This window comes from Mesorhizobium sp. WSM4310 (genome assembly GCF_007003935.1).
In the GTDB taxonomy this organism is placed as follows: Bacteria; Pseudomonadota; Alphaproteobacteria; order Rhizobiales; family Rhizobiaceae; genus Mesorhizobium.
The window spans coordinates 150139-169497 of record NZ_VFTA01000006.1; the positions used below are offsets into that span (position 1 = coordinate 150139).

The window sequence follows — 19359 nt, forward strand, 5'->3', positions numbered from 1 at the left end:
ATGACGCAAGCGCTTCCCTCCAGCCTGATCGTGATCCCTTGCCTGAACGAGGCAGCCCATATCAGCGCCCTGCTCGGCCAGCTTTGCCCGGCTGCGGCAAGGCTTGGCGCCCGGATCGTCGTTGCCGATGGCGGCAGCACCGACGGCACGCTGGCCATTGTCGAGCAGATCGCCGCGAAGGACCCGCGCGTTGTCCTGCTTCACAACAGGCGGCGCATCCAGAGCGCGGCGATCAATCTCGCCGTCGGCACTTTTGGCGAAGGCGCGGAATATCTCATCCGCATCGACGCGCATGGCGGCTATCCCGACGATTACTGCGACCGGCTGCTGGAGGAAGCGCTGGCCACATCAGCCGATTCGGTCGTGGTTTCGATGCTGACCAGCGGCAGCGGCGCCGTGCAGAAATCGGTTGCGGCGGCGCAGAATTCGAAACTCGGCACCGGTGGTTCCAAGCATCGTCACCTCTCGGCCGGAGAATGGGTCGACCACGGCCATCACGCGCTGATGCGGATATCGGCCTTCGGCGCTGTCGGCGGCTATGACGAGAGCTTCAGCCACAATGAGGATGCCGAGCTCGACTACCGGCTGCGGCAGGCCGGCTACAGAATCTGGATGAGCGGCAAGACGCAGATGGTCTACTATCCGCGCGCCTCGCTCAAAGGCCTCTATTTCCAGTATCTCGGCTATGGCCGCGGCCGCGCCAAGAATGTGCTGAAGCACCGCGTCATCCCGAAGGTCCGGCAGATGGTGCCGCTGGCGGTCTTCCCGGTGGTTCTTCTGGCGGCCTTCTCCTTCGTGCACTGGATCGCGGCTGTGCCGCTGCTGGTCTGGGCTTCGGTCTGCCTCGGCTATGGCCTGGTGACGGCCATTCGCCAGCGCAATGCCGACATCGCACTGGCCGGCGTTTCGGCCATGGTCATGCATTTCGGCTGGTCCGTCGGCTTCTGGCTGCAGCTTCTCGGCCTCGGCGCGCGACGCGGGGTGGCGTGATGGTGGCTCAGGCCAAGAACCGCAGCATCGACATCGGCGTGTGCACGTTCCGCCGGCCGGAGCTGGCCGACACGCTGCGCTCGCTTGCCGCCATGGAGATGCCCGAGGGCTTCGATATCGGCGTCATTGTCGCCGACAATGACGACACGCCGAGCGCGCAGGCATTGGTGACCGCGCTGTCGCAGGAATTGGCGCTGCCGGTCCGCTACCGGCATGCCCCGGCGCGCAACATCTCGGTCGCCCGCAACGCTTGCCTCGATGCCAGCGAGGCGGATTTCCTCGCCTTCATCGACGACGATGAGACTGCCTCCGCCCGTTGGCTGGCCGAGTTGGTGGCGACGGCCGAGGACAGTGGTGCAACAGCCGTGCTCGGTCCGGTGCGGGCGCTCTACCGTCCGGATGCACCCGAATGGATGCGCCGGGGCGATTTCCATTCGACCTTGCCGGTCTGGGTGCGCGGCGAGATCCGCACCGGCTACACCTGCAACGTCCTGCTGCGCATGCGGTCGGACAGCCTGCGCGGCCGTCGCTTCAGCCTGGCGCGCGGCCAGACCGGCGGCGAGGACACCGAACTCTTCGATCAGATGGTCAAGGTCGGCGGCCGCATCGCCTTCGCTCGAGAGGCCTGGGTGGACGAGGTGGTGCCGCGCTCAAGGGCCGCGTTCGATTGGCTCGGCCGCCGCCGTTTTCGCGTCGGCCAGACGCATGGTCACCTCTTGGGCAGCAATGCGCGCGGCATCGGGCTGATCAAGCATGTCGGCCTTGCCGCCGCAAAGGCAGCCTTTTGTTTCGCCGCGGCCCTTCCCGTGGTCGCCAGCCCGGTGCGCAGGAACCGCAGCGTGCTGCGCGGCATCATGCATGTCGGCGTCGTCAGCGGCCTTGTCGGCGTCCGCGAACTCCGGCTCTACGGCCAATCGTCATCCCCGGAAGGAGGCAAGCGTGCAGCCTGACGTTTCCTTCGCTCCGGATGTTTCCTTTGTCATCGCCGCCTACAATGCAGAGGCGACGCTCGACCGCGCGATTGCCAGCGCCATGGCGCAGAAGGGTGTCAGCGTCGAGATCATCGTCGTCGACGACCAGTCGCGCGATGCCACGCTCGATGTGGCGCGGGCCTATCCGCAAGACATTGTGCGCGTCGTCGCGCTTGCCAGGAATCGCGGTCCCGGCGGCGCCCGAAATGCCGGACTCGACGTCGCCCGCGGCAGGTGGGTCGCGGTGCTCGATTCCGACGATGCCGTCTTCCCTGGCCGTATCGCCGCCATGATCGGCCGTGCCGAAAAAGCGGATGCCCAGATCGCCGTCGACAATCTCCAGGTCATCCGCGAGGACGGCGTCGTCGAGGATGCGATGTTCCCAAGGCGTTATCTGGAAGGCCTGCGCGAGATTTCGCTGGCCACCTACATCGCCGGCAACGTCGTCTTCGAATCGAAGTTCAACCTCGGCTACCTCAAGCCGATCTTCCAGCGCCGGTTCCTGGACGAAAACCGGCTTCGCTATGACGAGAAACTGAGGATCGGCGAAGACTACATCCTGTTTGCCGAGGCGCTCGCCAAGGGCGGCAGATGCGTGGTCGAGCCGGAGATCGGCTACGCCTACCATATTCGCAGTGGCTCCATCTCGCGTGTGCTCGAGCTTCACCATGTAGAAGCGATGCGCAAGGCGGATGCCGTATTCGCTCAAACCCATCGGATGGACGAGGCGGCCCAGGCGGCCTTTGCCCGGCGCGGCCGCAGCCTGCGCAAGGCAGCCTCCTTCCTGGCGATGGTCCAGCACATCAAGGCGCGGTCCCCGCTCAAAGCGATCCGGACGGCGCTCAGCGACCCGGCGGCGGTCAGGCATATGGGCATGCCGATCGCCGTGCGGTTGCGACGAGTAGCGGCACAATTTGCCGTGGGGGCGGGGAGGTGAAGATGCAGGCACATGGAGGGATTTTTCGTGGCCTGTGAATGGACTGAAGTCGATCTCCTCAGAAGGAATTTGCGATGAAGAAAATCAGGAAGGCCGTGATACCGGTGGCGGGGCTTGGAACACGGTTCCTGCCGGCGACCAAGTCGATGCCGAAGGAAATGCTTCCGGTGGTCGACAGGCCTGTCGTGCAATATGCGGTGGACGAGGCCTTCGAAGCCGGCATCGAGCACATCGTGTTCGTGACCGGCCGCAACAAGGCGGTCATCGAGGACTATTTCGACCTGCATCCGGAATTGATCGGAACCCTGGAGCAGACCGGCAAGAAGACCCAGCTGGAGGCGCTCGAAAGCATGCTGCCTGTGGCCGGCGCCACCTCCTTCATCCGCCAGCAGTCGCCGCAAGGTCTCGGTCACGCCGTCTGGTGCGCCCGCGAGGTCATCGGCAACGAGCCCTTCGCCCTGCTTTTGCCGGACATGGTCTCCTTCGGCGGGCGCGGTTGTCTTGCCGAAACCGTCGACCTCTATGAGCGCACCGGCGGCAATGTCATCGCCGTCGAACGCTGCGATCCGAGCGAGACCAACAAATACGGCATTGTCGGCCGCGGTGCCGAAATCGGCGGCGGCTTCGAAGTCACAGCGATGGTCGAAAAGCCGGCCCCGGCCGACGCGCCGTCAAATTTCTACATCAACGGCCGCTATATCCTGCAGCCCGAGATCTTCGCGCTGCTGGGCAATCAGCAGCGTGGCGCCGGCAACGAGATCCAGCTGACGGACGCCATGGTCCGCCTGTCGAAGGACCAGCCGTTCTTTGCCCAGCCTTTCCTGGGACGCATGTTCGACTGCGGGTCCAAGGAAGGCTTCATCCAGGCCAACATCGCTTTTGCGCTGGCGCGCAACGACATGAAAGGCCCGGTTTTCGCGATGCTTCAGGAGTTCGTCCGGTCGCATGAACGCCAGGAAGAAGCCGCATAATGCCCATCTTTCGGGAGTATTGCCGGATGGCTGGCGGCGAGGGGCCGACAGGCCCCGTCGTCTGGCATGAAGCTTGCGTTGCTTCTTGGCAATGCTCCCGACCGTTGGGGCGCCTGCAAGCCCAAGCATGATCCCGGAAAGTGGCTCCCGGTTTCCGCAAAGGTCATGCTTAAACTTAGACAGGTCATGATTCCCGAAGGTTTCGGAAAAGATCATGCCCAAACAAAGAGATAGAGCCTCAACCCGATTATCGGGAACGCAGCGGGCTCTGGGATTGGACCGACGATGAATTATGCCAACTTTCCTCTCGACAAGAGGATGCCATTGCCGAATTCGGACGCAGGAAACGGCGAAGACTTCATCGATATCGAGCGGCTGCTTGGCATGGCTGCGCGGCAGGCCAAGGTGGTTGCCGTATGCGCCGTCATCGGTCTTTTCCTGGGCATGCTCTATCTGCAGACAACCCCGCCCAAATATGTGTCGGTCTCGAGCGTGCTGATCGACGAGGGCCTGAACAAGATCGTCGACGACATTTCAGCGGCGTCGACGACCATGCAGACCGATTCCGCCATTCTGAGCCAGATCGAGATACTGACCTCGACGCGGCTTGCCGCGGTGGTCGTCGACAAGCTCAAGCTCGACCAGAACGATGCGTTTATGAACCCGCCGCAGTCGGCGCTTGCCCAGGGCGTCGGCCTGATCCGCGGCCTTATCCAGTATGTCCGCCCCAGCCCGCCTATCCCGGGCATGGGTGACATCAGCAAGCTCGATCCTGCCACCCGCAATGCGCTGATCGCCACGTCAAGCCGCGACTATGCGATCCTCAAGCTGCAGAACGAGATCCAGGCGGATCGCGTCGGACGAAGCTACGTCATCGCGCTTGGCTATCAGGCGACCGATCCGGGCTTGGCGAAAGCGATCACCAAGGCCTATGCCGACGCCTACCTGGCCGATCAGCTCGATGCCAGCTTCGACGCCACCGAGCGCGCGGCGGTCTGGCTGCAGGGCCGGCTGACGGAACTGCGCGAGAGCTCGCAGCAGGCGTCGCTGGCGGTCGAAAAATTCAGGGCCGAACACGGCCTGTCCGCCAACAGCGATGGCCAGCTGTTGAGCGACAAGCAGCTTGCCGACCTCAACGCCCAGCTCATCGTGGCGCAGGCCGACACGGCGCGCGCCAGCGCCCGCTACCAGCAGTACAAGTCGATCGTCGACAGCGGCTCGGACAACGCTTTCAAGGATGCCGCCATTTCGAGCGATCAGCCGAGCAGCTCGGTCATTTCGGCGCTCAAGACCCGCTACCTCACCGTCTCCAAGCGTCAGCAGGATGTCGAGGCGAATTTCGGTCCTCAACATCCGCAGGCCGTGGCGCTTGCCAAGGAAAAGGCCGACATATCGGCGCAGATTTTCGGCGAGCTGAAGCAGCTCACCGAAAGTTATCGCAACGAGTATGAGGTGGCGCTGGCGCGCGAGACCGCGCTCAGGGCCAATGTTGCCGCCGCTCAGGGCAAGAGCTCCGTCGACAACCAGTCGCAGGTGCAGTTGCGCGACCTCGACCAGAAGGCGACGGCGCTCACCACGCTCTATCAGACGTTCCTCGGCCGCTACGAGGAAGCCGCGCAGCAGCAATCTTTCCCGGTCGGCAAGATCCGCATCATCTCGGATGCCTCGACGCCGCTCTCCGCCTCGAGCCCGCGCACCATCATCGTGCTCGGACTGTCTCTCGTGCTCGGCGTGCTGATGGGCGCCGGCTTCGGCGGCCTCAACGAGTTCAACGAGCGGTTCTTCCGGACCGGCGAGGAGGTCCGCGACCGCGTCGGCCTCAAATTCCTCGGCTATCTGCCGACCATCGGCAGCAGGCCCGCCAAGGACGACAAGCCGGCCGAGGCTCAGCCGGATGCCAAGGCAGCGAGGTCGCCGGCGGCCATCGAAAGGCGCGCGCGCATGCGGGTGAGCATCGACGCGCCGGCATCGATGTTCTCCGAAACGCTGCGCAGCGCCAAGATCGCCTTCGATGTCGTGATGGAAGGACAGGGCAGCCGCGTCGTCGGCGTCATCTCGGTGCTTCCCGGCGAAGGCAAGTCGACGGTCGCGGCCAATCTTGCCGGACTGCTGGCCGCCAATGGCGCCAGGACGCTGCTCATCGACGGTGACTTGCGCAATCCGGGGTTGAGCCGCAGCCTCGGCATGGAAGCCGAGCAGGGCCTGATGGAAGCGGTGATGAATGGCCAGACCTGGCAGTCGGTCGGCAAGATCGACCGGCAGACGAAACTCGCCATCATCCCGGCCGTGCTGCGCGGCCACTTCTCGCACACCAGCGAGCTGTTGTCCTCGGCTGGCATGCGGCGCTTCATCGAGAACGCCAAGGAGACGTTCGAATACATCGTCGTCGATCTGCCGCCGCTCGGGCCGGTGGTCGACGCCAAGGCTTTCGCGCCGTTGGTCGACGGCTTCGTGCTGGTCACCGAATGGGGCCGCACGCCGCGCGCCATGGTCAGGTCGATGCTGGAATCCGAACCCTATGTCGCCAACAAGATCGTCGGCGCGGTGCTGAACAAGGTCGACCTGAAGAAGCTCGCCAAATACGGATCGTTCGGCGCGTCGGAAAAATTCTTCGACAAATATTCGAGCTACTATCTCGACAAGTCCGAAGTGCGCAGCAAGGCGACGGTATAGAGCATTCCAGGAAAGCCGTTTCACGCTTTCCTGGAGCGGCTCCAAAATGAATATCTCAAGCGGCTACCTGGATTTCCGTCTTGACGGAATTGGCGATGAAGCACTGTTCATGCGCCAAGTGGTGCAACTCCGCTTGCGTTGCGGCATGTGGCAGCTGGAAATCGCCGCGATGTAGGCCTCCTCCGGATCGACATTGGCCTCGACGGAATAAGGAAGCGGAACGATATGCGGCGACGCCGACGCCGGCACGACCTGGCCGCCGTCAAAGCGCCAAATGTGCGCGCGGCTGTAACGTCAGTGAAGACCGCTCCTTCGCGCTCCCAATGTACTGGTTCTTCCGGTCGACGCCGGCCTCACGCCGGCATGGACGAACACCATTTCCTCAAACGGACGATCGCGGCTACGCTGCCTTGAGCCGATAACGGAAGACGGTGTGGTCGAGCAGCAGCCTTATGCGCGGTTCGGCTTCCGTCGCCACCAGCCAGCTTGCCGCGATCATGGTCGCGCCGACCACTGCCATCGACAGGAGATAAGGCATCCCTGCACGGACCATCGCCCCGAGCATCGCCGCGCCGACGACGTCGTGGATCAGGTAGAGCGGATAGGTCATCAGGCCGATCCGGCGCCAGCCGCTCCAGCTGAGGTCGAGCCGCAGCGACCACGCCATCAGCGCGATGGCGACGAGGAAGATCAGGATCGGCGGCGCATAGGGCATCACGGCATTGACCTTGATGCTGTGGACGTCGACTGAACTGGCGATCTGCAGCACGCCCCCGCCGAGGAACAGCAGGCAGAAGCCAAGGCGAGGCGCCGTCAGCGCCTTGAACCGGATCAGCCACAGCAGCACGCCGACGGCGAAGAAGCAGCCGTGATGCACCAAAGTGAGCTGGAGCAGCCGCGTCTCGGCGAAGTCGGCCCAGCCGAGCGGATAATAGAGGCACCAGAACAGCGTGCTGACCAGGCCGATGACGATGGCGACCGCCTCCATCAGATCGAAGCGGCCAAGCCGCAGCAGGATCCAGACGATGGCGTAGAAGGCGATCTCGATGCCGAGTGTCCAGTAGACGCTGTCCACCCAGGGACCATAGGGCACGAACAGCCCGGTGCGAACCAGCCTGACCACCGCGTCGGTCGGCCAGCTCAGGCCGATGGCAAGAAGCAGCACGGCGGTGACCGGCGCGCAGATCCAGACCGCCGGCGCCAGCCGCTTCACCCTGGCCTCGAAGAACCGCAGCGGCGTCGACTTCTCGGCGCTGAAGGCGATGACGAAACCGCTGATGACGAAGAAGATCTCGACGCCGACCCATCCGGATCCGACCCAGGCGCCTATGTCAGGCTGCGCCGGCACGCCGCCCGTGGCCTGTGCCGAGATGCCATCGGGATAGGCCCACACCCAGAAGCCATAGTGGTAGACCATGACCAGAACGGCTGCGAGAAACCGCAGGATGTCGACGCCGCCAAAGGTAATTTTTTGCTGAGCCATACCGCACCGTCGGATGGCCCCCCAGGAGACACTGTAGGGTGGCTTGCTGCATTGCACAATAAGAGATTGGTGCTGAAGGGTAATCGCGTCAGGTTTCGGCTTCGCCGAGGCACCCTCCCACTCCGGGGAGAGAACGGCGCGAGTTCGCCGGCCTTGGCGCGTGTCCGAACCGGATAGATAGGTAACAGAATGGACCGGTAGCATGGGTGACAGTTCTCTTGTCCGCCGGAGGACCGGCGATGGCCTAAAGCGCGTCGCGTCTGAACGGATTCATACGACGCGCTTTAGGTCTTTGTTTTCATGCATGTCGTTCTCCCAAAACCGGGGCCACTTTTGGGCGGCATGCATTATGCGATTGGCTGCCCCTAAACCCCGATCCCCCGCGCCTTTATCGCAGCGGCGATCTCGTCGAGGATGGCCGGGTCGTCGATCGTCGCCGGCATCGTCCATTCTTCCTTGTCGGCGATCTTCTGCATGGTGCCGCGCAGGATCTTTCCGGACCGCGTCTTGGGCAGGCGCTTGATCGTCACCACGGTCTTGAAGGCGGCGACCGGCCCGATCCGCTCGCGCACCAGCGCCACGACCTCCTTCTCGATGGCGCCGCCGTCGCGCGCGACACCGGCGTTCAGCACCACGAAGCCGAGCGGAATTTGCCCCTTCATCGCATCGGCAATGCCGACGACGGCGCATTCGGCGACATCGGGATGGGCGGCCAGCACCTCTTCCATGGCGCCGGTCGACAGCCGGTGGCCGGCGACATTGATGATGTCGTCGGTGCGCGCCATCACGTAGAGATAGCCGTCCTCGTCGATCATGCCGGCATCCGCGGTCTTGTAGTAGCCGGGAAACTCATCGAGATAGGCCTGGCGGAAGCGGGCGTCGGCGTTCCACAGCGTCGGCAGGCAGCCGGCCGGCAACGGCAGCTTGACCACGACATTGCCGAGCGTCCCGCGCGGCACCTCGTGGCCGGCATCGTCGAGCACGCGGATGTCATAGCCGGGCATCGGCACGCCGGGCGAACCGTATTTCACCGGCAGCAGGCCGAGCCCCGCCGGGTTGATGGTCATCGGCGAGCCGGTCTCGGTCTGCCACCAATGGTCGACCACTGGCAGGTTCAGCTTCTGCTCCGCCCATTTGATGGTTTCGGGGTCGGCGCGCTCGCCGGCGAGGAACAGCGTGCGGAATTTCGACAGATCGTATCTGGCAACGAACTCACCCCGCGGATCCTGGCCCTTGATCGCCCGGAACGCCGTGGGCGCGGTGAACAGCGCGACCACCCCATGGTCCGAGATGACCCGCCAGTAGGTGCCGGCATCCGGCGTCCCGATCGGCTTGCCTTCGAACAGGACGCTGGTGCTGCCATGCAGCAGCGGTCCGTAGACGATGTAGGAATGGCCGACGACCCAGCCGACATCGGACGCCGCCCAGAACACTTCGCCCGGCTTGACGCCGAACTCGTTTTCCATCGTCCATTTCAGCGCGACCATGTGGCCGCCATTGTCGCGCACGATCCCCTTGGGCTGGCCGGTCGTGCCTGACGTGTAGATGATGTAGAGCGGGTCGGTGGCCAGCACCGGCACGCAGTCGACATTGGCGCCGGCCGCCCGCTCACGCGCGACGGCGTCGGCATAGTCGATGTCGAAATGCTCCTTCAGGTCGCAGCGCAGCTGGTCGCGCTGCAGGATCAGGCAGGCATCCGGCTTGTGGTGGGACATCTCGATCGCCTTGTCGAGCAGCGGCTTGTAGGCGACGACCCGGCCCGGCTCCAGGCCGCAGGAGGCCGAGATGATCAGCTTCGGCTTGGCATCGTCGATGCGGGTGGCCAGTTCATGCGAGGCAAAGCCGCCGAACACGACCGAATGCACGGCGCCGATGCGGGCGCAGGCAAGCATGGCGATGGCCGCCTCCGCCACCATCGGCATGTAGATGATGACGCGGTCGCCCTTGCCGATGCCCCGGTTCTTCAGCACCGAGGTCAGCGCCACCACTTCGCGCTTGAGTTCGGCGTAGGTGAATTTTTTCACCGTTCCGGTGATGGCGCTGTCATAGATCAGTGCGATCTGGTCGGCGCGTCCGCCGGCGACATGCCGGTCGATGGCGTTGTAGCAGGTGTTGCAGGTCGCGCCGGTAAACCAGCGGCCATAGACGCCGGCGGTGGCGTCGAACACCTTGTCCCAGGGCGAATACCAGTCGATGGCGCCGGCCGCGTCCGCCCAGAATTGTTCCGGGTCGCGTTTCCAGCCGTCATAGACCTCATGATAGCGTGAAGCCATCCGTAACCTCCCCAGGAACCATTTGACGTCTTTGCCAACAGCCTATGCTGTTTTTTCCGGCGCTGTCTCCCCTGATTTTCGTATGAACCGGTCCCGGCTTGGATCGTGAAGTGAGGTCTTCTCGGGGGACGGGATCTCAGCGATGCGCCATCCGGCGTCGATCATGGCAAAACCGGAGTTTGCGCTGGCGATCGGCGCGGTGCTCGCGATCTCAACCGCCTTGGCCGGAGATGCCGCGGCCCATCATCGGCTTTTCGCCCGATGGCCCTATTTCGCCTTCGAGCAGTACGGCCAGCGCCTTCCGGCAAACCGGCGGTGATTGTCGTGCTGGGACTTTGAAGGGCGCGACCGCCGCTTCATCGCCGTGACCGGGCAGCCTCGTTGAGAGGCCGGCCGATAGCCGCCTAACAAACGCTATTCATGGGACGAAATGTCTACCGCACTAGATCGGCAGGGCCACAAGCATGAGGCCCACGCCACCGAAGATCAAAATGGCCGCCGCTAGCGCTTTCCGATGACGTTCGAAAGTCGTCGGCGCCCGCTCCCAGTTGTAACGCATACGCTATCTCCCCAAAAATCCTGGGAGTCCTTACCTTACTTTGGTGAAGAAAGGCAACGGCCCGGCGAGTCAACGCACTTACCGGAGGCTTCATGGTGACGACTATTTCTGGGGTGATTTCCGCTGAGAGCAGGTGATAGCGCTTAGATCGCCATTCCCAACGGAAGCGCTATGGCTCTTCCAGGGAAAATCGCCGCGCACTCGAATTGCTACATGCCCCAACGCAGCGCCGCCGTATGGACAGGCGCGTCCCACCAGCCGGTCATCTCTTCGTCGAGCATGGTGAGCGTGATCGAGCAGCCGGCCATGTCGAGCGAGGTGACATAGCTGCCGACCAGCGAGCGGATTACCGTCACGCCATGCGTCTCGAAGATCTTTCGCGCGCTGTTGTACATCAGATAGAGCTCCATCAGCGGCGTGCCGCCGAAGCCGTTGACGAACAGCAGCGCCGGTCCTTTCGCTTTGTCGCCGAGATCGCCGAGGATCGCTGTGCAGATCTCCCCGGCGATCGCGTCGGCGCTCTTTAAGGCATCGCGCCGGCGGCCAGGCTCGCCATGGATGCCGACGCCGAATTCCATCTCGCCGTCGCCGATGTCGAAGGTCGGCTTGCCGGCGGCCGGCACGGTGCCGCTGGTCAGCGCCACGCCCATCGAGCGGGTCGCGGCGTTGACGCGCTCGCCCAACGTCTTCAGCACCGGCAGTGCCAGGCCGTGCTCGGCCGCCGCGCCGACGATCTTTTCCACCACCAGCGTACCCGCCACGCCGCGCCGGCCGGTCGTGTAGGACGAATTCTCGACGGCGACATCGTCATTGGTCACCACCTGCTGGACGCCATCGGACATTTCGGCAGCCATGTCGAAATTCATCACATCGCCCTCGTAGTTCTTGACGATGAACAGGCAGCCGGCGCCGGTGTCGACGGCCTGCGCCGCCGCCAGCATCTGGTCCGGCGTCGGGGAGGTGAACACCTGGCCGGGGCAGGCGGCGTCCAGCATGCCATGGCCGACAAAGCCGCCATGCAGTGGCTCGTGGCCCGAGCCGCCGCCGGAGATCAGCGCCACCTTGCCCGGCCGCAACGTCCTGCGGCGGACGAATTTGTGCTCCTCGCCAAGCACGAGGATATCGGCGTGGGCGGCCACGAAACCGTCGAGGCTCTCCGTCAGCACCGTGTCCACCGCATTCATAAATTTCTTCATGGCGTCCTCCCAAACAGCCCGGCAAGAATGGTCAGCTGCCACCCTTGCCGGCGATGCTGGTGATCTTCTGGATGAATTCATTGATCGCCCGATCGAGCGCCGCATTCTGCTTGTCGTCGCCGAAATCCGGCACGACGAGCGACACATGCCGCGTCTTGCGCATGCCCGCGGCGATCGACATTTTTCCCGGATGCGCCTGATGGTAGGCGGCAAGAAACTGATCCCGCTCGGCTGGACTGAAATGGCAGACGGAAAAAATAGCCGGCAAATGCTTCGACGGAATCGGCACCGTATAGGCAGGGCTTGAAATCTGCGTCACGAAGCTGCGGTGCTTGCCAAGCGCGTCGGCCAGGCGCTGGCGCATGCCGGACGGTCGCTGGTCGATGACCTGCGACAGGATCGTCTTGTAGGCGCGGATCGCCTCTTCGGAGCCGGGTTCGGGTTTGATGTCAACCATGCCGGCCGCGCCTAGACCGGGACATCGGATATGGCCGCCTTGGCCATAGCGAGTTGCGCCGGTGCAACGGACAGATCGCGCAAACCAGCCTTCAGCAGCGAAGGGATCGACGCGGGATCGCCGCCGGCATCGCCGCACAGGCTGACTGGAATGCCGTTTTCCCGTCCGAAGGCCGTGACCGAGCCGATCAACCGCAGCACAGCGGGATGACGGACCGAATTGAGATGGGCCACAGCAGCGTTATCCCGCGCGGCCGCCATCACATATTGCGTCAAGTCGTTGGAGCCGATCGAGAAGAAGGCGACGCCTGCGAATGCTTCCGGCGCGATGGCCACCGACGGCACCTCGACCATGATGCCCAGCGGCGGCATCCTGTGGGCGACGCCACGCGCGGCAAGGGCTGCCTGCTCTTCGGCGAACAGGGCGGCTGCGCGCTCATACTCATCGGCCATGGCGATCATCGGAAACATCACCTTGAGAGTGCCGTGTGGCGCGGCGCGCAGCAATGCCCTGATCTGTACGCGAAAAATATCGAGCCGCGCCAGCGACAGCCTGATGCCGCGCAGGCCAAGGAATGGATTGCCTTCCTCGACGGTGAAGCCCGGTACCGGCTTGTCGCCGCCGGCGTCGACAGTACGGATCGTCACTGGTTTTTCCCCAGCCCATTCCAGCACCTTGCGATAGGCGCGATATTGCGTCTCCTCATCCGGCAAATTCTTGCCGAACAGGAACTCAGTTCGCATCAGCCCGACACCGTCGCAGGTCGCGATGTCGATGCCGTCGACATCGGACGGATCGGCGATGTTGACCTGCACCCGCACCGCCGTGCCGGCCTTGGTAACCGCCGGCCGCGCCAGAAAACGCCGGGCCACGCCCTGGCGGGCGACGAAGGAAGCGGATGACTGTCGGAACGCGCCGATCTCCGCCGGCGAGGGCGCCAGCACGATGCTGCCATGCTCGGCGTCGAGCAGTGCCATGCCGGCAAGATCGGCAAGCGGTTCGCGCAGCCCCACCACCATCGGCACGCCACGCGAGCGCGCCAGCATGGCGACATGGCTGGCGGTGCTGCCCGCCTTCAGCGCAATGCCGCCGCCATGGCTCCAGTCGGTTTCGAGGAAGCGCGTCGGCGCGATGTCCTCGCCGCAGAGGATGGCACCGGACGGTGCCGTGCTGTCGACGTCCTCGGTCAAGGCACGCAGCACCTGGTCCCTGATATCGCGCAGGTCCGTGGCACGGGCACGGAAATAGTCCTGGTCGGAGGCCTCGTAACCGGCGATCTCGGCATCGAGCGCCTCTCGCCATGCCACGTCGGCGGTCTGTCCGGAAGCGATCGACGCGAAGGCCGGCCCGCTCAAGGCGTTGTCTTCCAGCATGGCAATGTGGAATTCGAGTATGCCGGCGGCGTCGCTGTCGGCGGTCTCCGCCATGGCGGCAAGCCGGCTCACTGCCGTGCCGATCGCGGCTTGCAGCGACGTCTTCTCTTCCGTAGCGGTGGCTTTGCCTGCGTAGACGGCCGGCGACCGATCGAGGTCGAACAGCGGCCCCTCGGCATAGCCGGCCGAGGCCGGAACGCCCTCAATCCGCATGGCCCGCATTCCCTGCGGGCCGGCGAAGAAGCGCGCCAGCCTCACGCCGAGCGGACATGACCGGCGTCCTCGTCGAAGTCGCGCTGCACCAGCTCGATCAGCGCCCGCACCGCATCATCGGCGCCGTTGCCCCTGGCCCTGATGTGCAGCACCGTGCCCTTCGGCGCCTTGGCTGCCATCACCTTGACGATGCTCTTGGCGTCGAACCACGGCCCGTTGGCGGCCAGCGCGATTTCCACGTCGGCGGCAAAGGTCTTGGCCAGCTTGGTGAACTTCACCGACGGGCGCGCGTGCAGCCCCACGTCGTGGGTGATCAGGACGGTCGCTTCGGCGGCTGCGGACATTTTTCAGAAATCCCGTTTACTCACGACGGCGACAATTCGTGCGCCGTCGCCACCACTTCCTTCAGTGAAGCGCCGCCGGAGGATTCGGTCGCGGCCATCACCGCGCCCTCGACGATCGGCGCGTTGCACACGATGATCTTCTGCGCACGCGGCTCGCCGATCATCTCCACCGCCATTTCCGAGTTGGTCTCGGCGCCGCCGAGATCGACAAGGATGGCGACACCGGCTTCCGACCAGGCCTTGTCGATGGCGCCCATGATCGCCTCGACATTGGTGCCGAGCCCGCCATGGCCGTTTCCGCCGCACCATGCAAGCGGCACTTCGTCGCCCACCATCTGGCGTACCATGTCGGCCGTGCCCTCCGCGACCAGCGGCGAATGCGACACGATCACGATCCCGACATTGCTCATGCACTTTCCCCGATCGCTTGCCCCACCGAGCGCACCAGCAGCGCGGTTGAGCGCGCGCCGGCATCCATATGGCCGATCGAGCGCTCGCCAAGGAACGAGGCGCGACCGCGCAGCGCCTTCATCGGCACCGTCGCTTCGGCGGCGGCGTCGGCGATGTCGGCGATCTCAGCCGCCGTCTTGTCCCCGGCCAAGGCGTCATGCACCGGCTGCAGCACATCGAGCATGGTTTTTTGTCCGATCTGCGACTTGCCGCGAGCGGCCACGGCTTCGACAGCCTTGCCGAAGGCAGCGGCCAGGTTTTTGCGATCGGGGTCCGCCGCGATCTCCTTGCCCAAGGCCATGAACAGCGTGCCGAACAAGGGACCCGAAGCGCCGCCCACCGTCATCACCAGCTTGGTTCCGATCGCTTTCAGGGCGTCAGGCAACGGCTTTGCGGCGAACGCATCGGCCTCGGCTCGCACGGCCTCGAAGCCGCGCTTCATGTTCAGCCCATGGTCGCCGTCGCCGATCGCCTGGTCGAGCGCCGTCAATTCCTCGGCGTGAGCGGCAATCGTATCGGCGGCCACCGCGATCAGCCTGGCAAGGTGCAACGCCGCCATATCGCCCAAAATCCCGGTTTCCACTTTGCCGGCAGTAGCGAAAGAACGGTCATTCGACAACTGGTGCATGCGTCAGGCTGCGACGAGCAGCGTGGCGGCGGCCGAAAACACCTCGGCCACCGCATGGGCACCGGGGTCCACCACGCCTTGCAATTTGGTGCCGACATAGGCCGACCGTCCGGCCTTCGCCTTCTCCATGGCGGCCGTGGCCTCGGCACCACGCCTCGCCGCTGTTGCTGCCTCCTCCAGACCATCGGCATCAAGTGCCTTCAGCGCGGGCTCCAGCGCATCGACCATGGTGCGATCACCCGGTCTGGCGCCGCCGTAGAAGATCATCCGCTCAAGTCCGGCAAGCAGCGCCTTGGACAAACTGTCCCCGCCGCCGAGGGCCTGCGCCGCCGCCGTGAAGAAGATCGACAGCAGCACCCCGCTGGAACCACCCATCGACGCGCTCAATATGTCGCCTATCGCGCCAAGCGTCGCAGCGGGGTTGGCAAGCGGCAGCGTGTCGAGCCGATCGAGGACGCTGCGCGCGCCGGTCGCCACCGTCGAGCCGGTGTCGCCGTCGCCCGCCTTGGCGTCGAGCCCGTTCAATGACGCCTCGAGCGAGATCAGTCTTTCGCAGACCGTGACGATCAGGCGCCTGGTGCCGGCATGCTGGCTGGCCTTGTGCGCAGCGCTTTGTCCGGCTGCTTTCGCCATCGGCATGATGACAGGCGCCGCGACCGGCTTGGCCGGCATCCAGGCATGCGGGCCGACCGGCGACAGCAGGGCGGCTTCACGCGCCGCATCGAGCCGGATCAGCGACAGCGAGAAGCCGTTCATGTTGAGCGCCGTCATCAGCGGCCCGGGGCCGATCGTCAGCTTGACCGTCTTGGCCAGCGGCAAGGCCAGCACCGCATTGGCAATCAGCGACATTTCGAGCGGCGGCACCGAGCCGAGATTGTTGATCAGCAAGGCATGGCTCGCCTTCGGGTCGAGCCCAGCGGCGAGGCGCTCCGCCATGATCGCGACCAGCCTGTCGACGCTTTGCAAGGCAATCCGCTCGACGCCCGGCTCGCCATGAATGCCGAGGCCAAGTTCGCCGTCGTCCGCGCCAAACCTGTCTTCATGCGGCTGTCCGGGGATCGAGCAGGACGACAGCGACATGCCGAGCGATACGATATCCTTTGCCGCCGCCCGCGCCGCTGCCGCGATGTCGGCAAGATCATGTCCGGCCTCCGACAGATGGCCTGAAATCTTGTGCACGAACAAGGTGCCGGCGACGCCACGCGGCTGGTTGATGTCAGGCAAGGCTATGTCGTCGGCAACGATCACCATCTCGACGCGAAAGCCCTCGGCGCGCGCCTTCTCGGCGGCCAGGCCGAAATTGAGCCGGTCGCCGGTGTAGTTCTTGACGATCAGCAGACAGCCGGCCGAGCCGGTGACCGCGCGGATGGCCGCCAGCACCGCTTTGACGCTGGGCGAGGCGAAGATCTCGCCGGAGACCGCCGCCGTCAGCATGCCCTTGCCGACAAAGCCGGCATGCGAAGGCTCATGCCCGGCGCCGCCGCCGGAGACGACGCTCACCTTCGACTTGTCCCAGTCGGCGCGCAGCACGACCTTGATCTCGGGATAGCCGTCGAGGCGCGCGAGATCGCCCGAGCCGATGGTGCACAACAGGCCGTCCAGCGCCTCGGTGACGATCGTTTCCCTGCGGTTGAAAAAGTGCTTCATCGAATTCGTCCCGTATTCGCGATCGTCAATCGGAGGAGGCATTGTCCCTTTGGTGGGGAAACACCGAAACCGTTCACATCAATCTTTGTCCATCGGCGCCGAAATAGAGCGGCGAGCGGTAGCGGATCACCACTTTGTTGCCTTGCGACAGATCGGTGTCCGGGTCGGTCAGCGTCACCAGCTTCTTCGGCCCGACCGTCACATGCAGATGGTTCTGGTCGCCGAGATGCTCGACCCAGTCGACGACGCCGTCGGCATGGCCATTCATCGCTTTCTCGATCATCAGATGTTCGGTGCGCGCGCCGATCGTCCTGGTGCCGGCCGGCGCCCCGGCATCGGGCAGCAGGCCGGTCGGCAGAAGATTGATCGCCGGCTGGCCGAGCCTTGCCGCGACATGCAGGTTTGCCGGCTCCGAATAGATGGTTCGCGGCGAGCCGATCTGCACCAGCACACCATCGGCGAGGATGCCGATGCGGTCGGCCATGGTCATCGCCTCGATCTGGTCGTGCGTCACATAGAGCATGGTGGCGCCGAGTTCGGACTGGATGCGCTTCAGCTCCAGCCGCAGATCCGCGCGCAGCTTGGCATCGAGCGACGACAGCGGCTCGTCCATAAGATAGATGGCAGGCTTGCGCACCAAGGCGCGGCCGATGGCGACGCGCTGCATTTCGCCGCCCGAAAGCTTGGTCGAGCGGTTGGCGAGCTTGTGGTGGATACGCACCATCTTCGCCACCTCCTCGACCCGGCGGCGGATCTGGTCCTCCGGGATCTTCCGCGCCGGTGAGCGCAGCGGGAAGGCGAGATTGTCGTAGACCGACAGATGTGGATAGAGCGAGTACTGTTGGAACACGAAGGCGGTGTCGCGCTCGGCCGGCGACAGCGTCGTCGCATTATGGCCGCCGATTTCGATCGTGCCGGCATCCGGCCGTTCCAGCCCGGCGATCAGCCGCAGCGTCGTCGTCTTGCCGGCCCCGGTCGGCCCGAGCAGCACGACGAATTCGCCGTTTGCTATGTGCAGGTCGAGACCGTTGACGGCGACATGCTCGCCAAAGCTCTTGGTCACGTTCTTGATGTGCACGTCAGCCATGCTGCGCTCTCCCCTGAGAGGCGGTGTCGTGGACCGCTGTTCTCACCGCGCGGCCCGATTCCTTGTCGAACAGCGACAGCCGGGCGCTGTTCAGGGCCAGGCCGACATGATCGCCGGCATTGAGCCGGATTTCGGCCGGCACCCGCGCCTTGATGATGCCGTCGGCCGTTTCCACCGCGACGATCTGCGTAGTGCCGAGATATTCGGTGCCGTAGATGGCGCCGCGCAGCTTGGAAGTGTCGTCGAAACGGATATGTTCGGGCCGGATGCCGAGCGCCATGTCGGCCGGCGCGATATCCTCGCGCACCTCCGGCACCGCGACCTTCGCGCCCTGGACGACGATTTCCTTCGCGCCTTTGGCGAGCCCGCCGCCGAAGCCCAGAAAATTCATCGGCGGCGAGCCGATGAAGTCGGCGACGAACATGGTCGCCGGGCGGTCGTAGATTTCGCGCGGTGTGCCGAACTGCTCGATGACGCCGTGGTTCATCACAGCGATCTTGTCGGCCATCGACATCGCCTCCATCTGGTCATGCGTGACATAGACGGTGGTGGCGTGGATGCGGTTGTGCAGTTCGCGCAGTTCATGGACCATGAGGTCGCGGAATTCGGTGTCCAAGGTGCCGAGCGGCTCGTCCATCAAAAAACATTTCGGCCGCCGCACGATGGCGCGCCCAAGCGCCACGCGCTGACGGTCGCCGCCGGCAAGGCCGGAGACCGACTTGTTGAGCAGATGGTCGATGCGCAGGAGTTTTGCCGTCTCTTCGACGCGCGCGCGGATTTCGGCCGACGGCATGCCCTGCGCCAGCAGTGGAAAACCGATGTTCTTGCGCACATTCATATGCGGATAGAGCGCGAACAGTTGGAAGACGAAAGCGATGTCGCGCTCGCGTGCCCGCAGCATGGTGACGTCCTCGCCGCCGAGCAGGATCTGGCCGCCGGTCGGCAGTTCGAGCCCGGCGATCATGCGCAGTGTCGTCGTCTTGCCGCAGCCCGACGGCCCGAGCATGACGAAGAACTCGCCATCCTCGACGACGAAGTTGGAGTCCTGCACGGCGACGAAATCGCCGAAGGCCTTTCTCAGGTGCTGAACACGGATCTCGGCCATGA

The 19359-nt window shown here is 64.5% G+C and carries 17 protein-coding genes and 1 pseudogene; 6 read left to right on the forward strand and 12 right to left on the reverse strand.

What is annotated here, in order from left to right; genetic code table 11:
* The 5 genes from FJV80_RS09625 (at position 1) to FJV80_RS09645 (ending at position 6542) form a co-directional block, all read left to right on the forward strand.
* A complete protein-coding gene (locus FJV80_RS09625; RefSeq protein WP_142876225.1) occupies positions 1 to 990 on the forward strand; it encodes a glycosyltransferase family 2 protein in 990 nt (329 codons plus the stop codon).
* Positions 990 to 1940, forward strand: a complete 951-nt coding sequence (locus FJV80_RS09630) for a glycosyltransferase family 2 protein (RefSeq protein WP_095787162.1) — start codon at positions 990 to 992, stop codon at positions 1938 to 1940. The genes FJV80_RS09625 and FJV80_RS09630 overlap by 1 nt, the downstream gene beginning before the upstream one ends.
* Positions 1930 to 2898 (forward strand): glycosyltransferase family 2 protein, encoded by a 969-nt coding sequence (locus tag FJV80_RS09635; RefSeq protein WP_095771657.1) that lies wholly within the window; start codon positions 1930 to 1932, stop codon positions 2896 to 2898. Before FJV80_RS09630 ends, FJV80_RS09635 begins: the two co-directional genes overlap by 11 nt.
* A 74-nt stretch (positions 2899 to 2972) precedes the next feature.
* The gene (locus FJV80_RS09640) at positions 2973 to 3869 is read left to right on the forward strand and encodes a UTP--glucose-1-phosphate uridylyltransferase (protein WP_142876226.1); all 897 of its coding nucleotides are present in this window, start codon (positions 2973 to 2975) and stop codon (positions 3867 to 3869) included.
* A gap of 285 nt (positions 3870 to 4154) precedes the next feature.
* On the forward strand, positions 4155 to 6542 hold the full coding sequence (locus FJV80_RS09645) for a polysaccharide biosynthesis tyrosine autokinase (protein ID WP_095771658.1): 2388 nt from the start codon (positions 4155 to 4157) through the stop codon (positions 6540 to 6542).
* A gap of 55 nt (positions 6543 to 6597) precedes the next feature.
* On the opposite strand, the pseudogene FJV80_RS34975 reads toward FJV80_RS09645, so the two are convergent.
* The 3 genes and pseudogenes from FJV80_RS34975 to FJV80_RS09665 all read right to left on the reverse strand — a co-directional run.
* Positions 6598 to 6871 (reverse strand): annotated as a pseudogene (locus FJV80_RS34975) (OsmC family peroxiredoxin); the annotation flags it as partial.
* A 71-nt stretch (positions 6872 to 6942) separates the two neighbouring features.
* Positions 6943 to 8025, reverse strand: a complete 1083-nt coding sequence (locus FJV80_RS09655) for an acyltransferase (protein WP_095771659.1) — start codon at positions 8023 to 8025, stop codon at positions 6943 to 6945.
* A gap of 365 nt (positions 8026 to 8390) precedes the next feature.
* Positions 8391 to 10298 (reverse strand): propionyl-CoA synthetase, encoded by a 1908-nt coding sequence (locus FJV80_RS09665; RefSeq protein WP_142876227.1) that lies wholly within the window; start codon positions 10296 to 10298, stop codon positions 8391 to 8393.
* Positions 10299 to 10440: 142 nt separating this feature from the next.
* Between FJV80_RS09665 and FJV80_RS34475 the strand changes: the two genes are divergently transcribed.
* The gene (locus FJV80_RS34475; protein ID WP_185975171.1) at positions 10441 to 10617 is read left to right on the forward strand and encodes a hypothetical protein; all 177 of its coding nucleotides are present in this window, start codon (positions 10441 to 10443) and stop codon (positions 10615 to 10617) included.
* A 449-nt stretch (positions 10618 to 11066) separates the two neighbouring features.
* Here the strand turns inward: FJV80_RS34475 and dhaK are convergent, their stop codons facing one another.
* The 9 genes from dhaK to FJV80_RS09710 form a co-directional block, all read right to left on the reverse strand.
* The gene (gene dhaK, locus FJV80_RS09670) at positions 11067 to 12053 is read right to left on the reverse strand and encodes a dihydroxyacetone kinase subunit DhaK (RefSeq protein ID WP_095771661.1); all 987 of its coding nucleotides are present in this window, start codon (positions 12051 to 12053) and stop codon (positions 11067 to 11069) included.
* A 31-nt stretch (positions 12054 to 12084) separates the two neighbouring features.
* The gene (locus FJV80_RS09675) at positions 12085 to 12510 is read right to left on the reverse strand and encodes a hypothetical protein (RefSeq protein WP_019862863.1); all 426 of its coding nucleotides are present in this window, start codon (positions 12508 to 12510) and stop codon (positions 12085 to 12087) included.
* 11 nt (positions 12511 to 12521) lie between these two features.
* Entirely contained in the window at positions 12522 to 14096 is a 1575-nt protein-coding gene (ptsP, locus tag FJV80_RS09680; RefSeq protein WP_185975172.1) for a phosphoenolpyruvate--protein phosphotransferase, read from the reverse strand.
* A 41-nt stretch (positions 14097 to 14137) separates the two neighbouring features.
* Complete coding sequence (locus tag FJV80_RS09685) at positions 14138 to 14440, reverse strand: HPr family phosphocarrier protein (protein ID WP_095771662.1); 303 nt, start codon at positions 14438 to 14440, stop codon at positions 14138 to 14140.
* Positions 14441 to 14460: 20 nt separating this feature from the next.
* On the reverse strand, positions 14461 to 14850 hold the full coding sequence (gene dhaM / locus FJV80_RS09690) for a dihydroxyacetone kinase phosphoryl donor subunit DhaM (protein ID WP_010913108.1): 390 nt from the start codon (positions 14848 to 14850) through the stop codon (positions 14461 to 14463).
* The gene (gene dhaL / locus FJV80_RS09695; protein ID WP_095771945.1) at positions 14847 to 15449 is read right to left on the reverse strand and encodes a dihydroxyacetone kinase subunit DhaL; all 603 of its coding nucleotides are present in this window, start codon (positions 15447 to 15449) and stop codon (positions 14847 to 14849) included. The genes dhaM and dhaL overlap by 4 nt, the downstream gene beginning before the upstream one ends.
* Before the next feature lie 72 nt (positions 15450 to 15521).
* The gene (locus tag FJV80_RS09700) at positions 15522 to 17165 is read right to left on the reverse strand and encodes a dihydroxyacetone kinase subunit DhaK (RefSeq protein ID WP_142876228.1); all 1644 of its coding nucleotides are present in this window, start codon (positions 17163 to 17165) and stop codon (positions 15522 to 15524) included.
* Between the two features lie 73 nt (positions 17166 to 17238).
* Positions 17239 to 18252 (reverse strand): ABC transporter ATP-binding protein, encoded by a 1014-nt coding sequence (locus tag FJV80_RS09705; protein ID WP_142876229.1) that lies wholly within the window; start codon positions 18250 to 18252, stop codon positions 17239 to 17241.
* On the reverse strand, positions 18245 to 19357 hold the full coding sequence (locus tag FJV80_RS09710) for an ABC transporter ATP-binding protein (protein ID WP_142876230.1): 1113 nt from the start codon (positions 19355 to 19357) through the stop codon (positions 18245 to 18247). The genes FJV80_RS09705 and FJV80_RS09710 overlap by 8 nt, the downstream gene beginning before the upstream one ends.
* Between the last annotated feature and the right edge of the window lie 2 nt (positions 19358 to 19359).

What these genes read in the sequence shown, in the direction of transcription:
- FJV80_RS09655 (WP_095771659.1), bottom strand. Translation starts at nt 8,025, where the DNA reads ATGGCTCAGCAAAAAATTACCTTTGGCGGCGTCGACATCCTGCGGTTT.
- FJV80_RS09645 (WP_095771658.1), top strand. Translation starts at nt 4,155, where the DNA reads ATGAATTATGCCAACTTTCCTCTCGACAAGAGGATGCCATTGCCGAAT.
- FJV80_RS09685 (WP_095771662.1), bottom strand. Translation starts at nt 14,440, where the DNA reads ATGTCCGCAGCCGCCGAAGCGACCGTCCTGATCACCCACGACGTGGGG.
- FJV80_RS09710 (WP_142876230.1), bottom strand. Translation starts at nt 19,357, where the DNA reads ATGGCCGAGATCCGTGTTCAGCACCTGAGAAAGGCCTTCGGCGATTTC.
- dhaK (WP_095771661.1), bottom strand. Translation starts at nt 12,053, where the DNA reads ATGAAGAAATTTATGAATGCGGTGGACACGGTGCTGACGGAGAGCCTC.
- FJV80_RS09630 (WP_095787162.1), top strand. Translation starts at nt 990, where the DNA reads ATGGTGGCTCAGGCCAAGAACCGCAGCATCGACATCGGCGTGTGCACG.
- FJV80_RS09665 (WP_142876227.1), bottom strand. Translation starts at nt 10,298, where the DNA reads ATGGCTTCACGCTATCATGAGGTCTATGACGGCTGGAAACGCGACCCG.
- dhaL (WP_095771945.1), bottom strand. Translation starts at nt 15,449, where the DNA reads ATGGCGGCGTTGCACCTTGCCAGGCTGATCGCGGTGGCCGCCGATACG.
- FJV80_RS34475 (WP_185975171.1), top strand. Translation starts at nt 10,441, where the DNA reads ATGCGCCATCCGGCGTCGATCATGGCAAAACCGGAGTTTGCGCTGGCG.
- FJV80_RS09675 (WP_019862863.1), bottom strand. Translation starts at nt 12,510, where the DNA reads ATGGTTGACATCAAACCCGAACCCGGCTCCGAAGAGGCGATCCGCGCC.
- FJV80_RS09705 (WP_142876229.1), bottom strand. Translation starts at nt 18,252, where the DNA reads ATGGCTGACGTGCACATCAAGAACGTGACCAAGAGCTTTGGCGAGCAT.
- FJV80_RS09700 (WP_142876228.1), bottom strand. Translation starts at nt 17,165, where the DNA reads ATGAAGCACTTTTTCAACCGCAGGGAAACGATCGTCACCGAGGCGCTG.
- FJV80_RS09640 (WP_142876226.1), top strand. Translation starts at nt 2,973, where the DNA reads ATGAAGAAAATCAGGAAGGCCGTGATACCGGTGGCGGGGCTTGGAACA.
- FJV80_RS09625 (WP_142876225.1), top strand. Translation starts at nt 1, where the DNA reads ATGACGCAAGCGCTTCCCTCCAGCCTGATCGTGATCCCTTGCCTGAAC.
- dhaM (WP_010913108.1), bottom strand. Translation starts at nt 14,850, where the DNA reads ATGAGCAATGTCGGGATCGTGATCGTGTCGCATTCGCCGCTGGTCGCG.
- ptsP (WP_185975172.1), bottom strand. Translation starts at nt 14,096, where the DNA reads ATGCGGATTGAGGGCGTTCCGGCCTCGGCCGGCTATGCCGAGGGGCCG.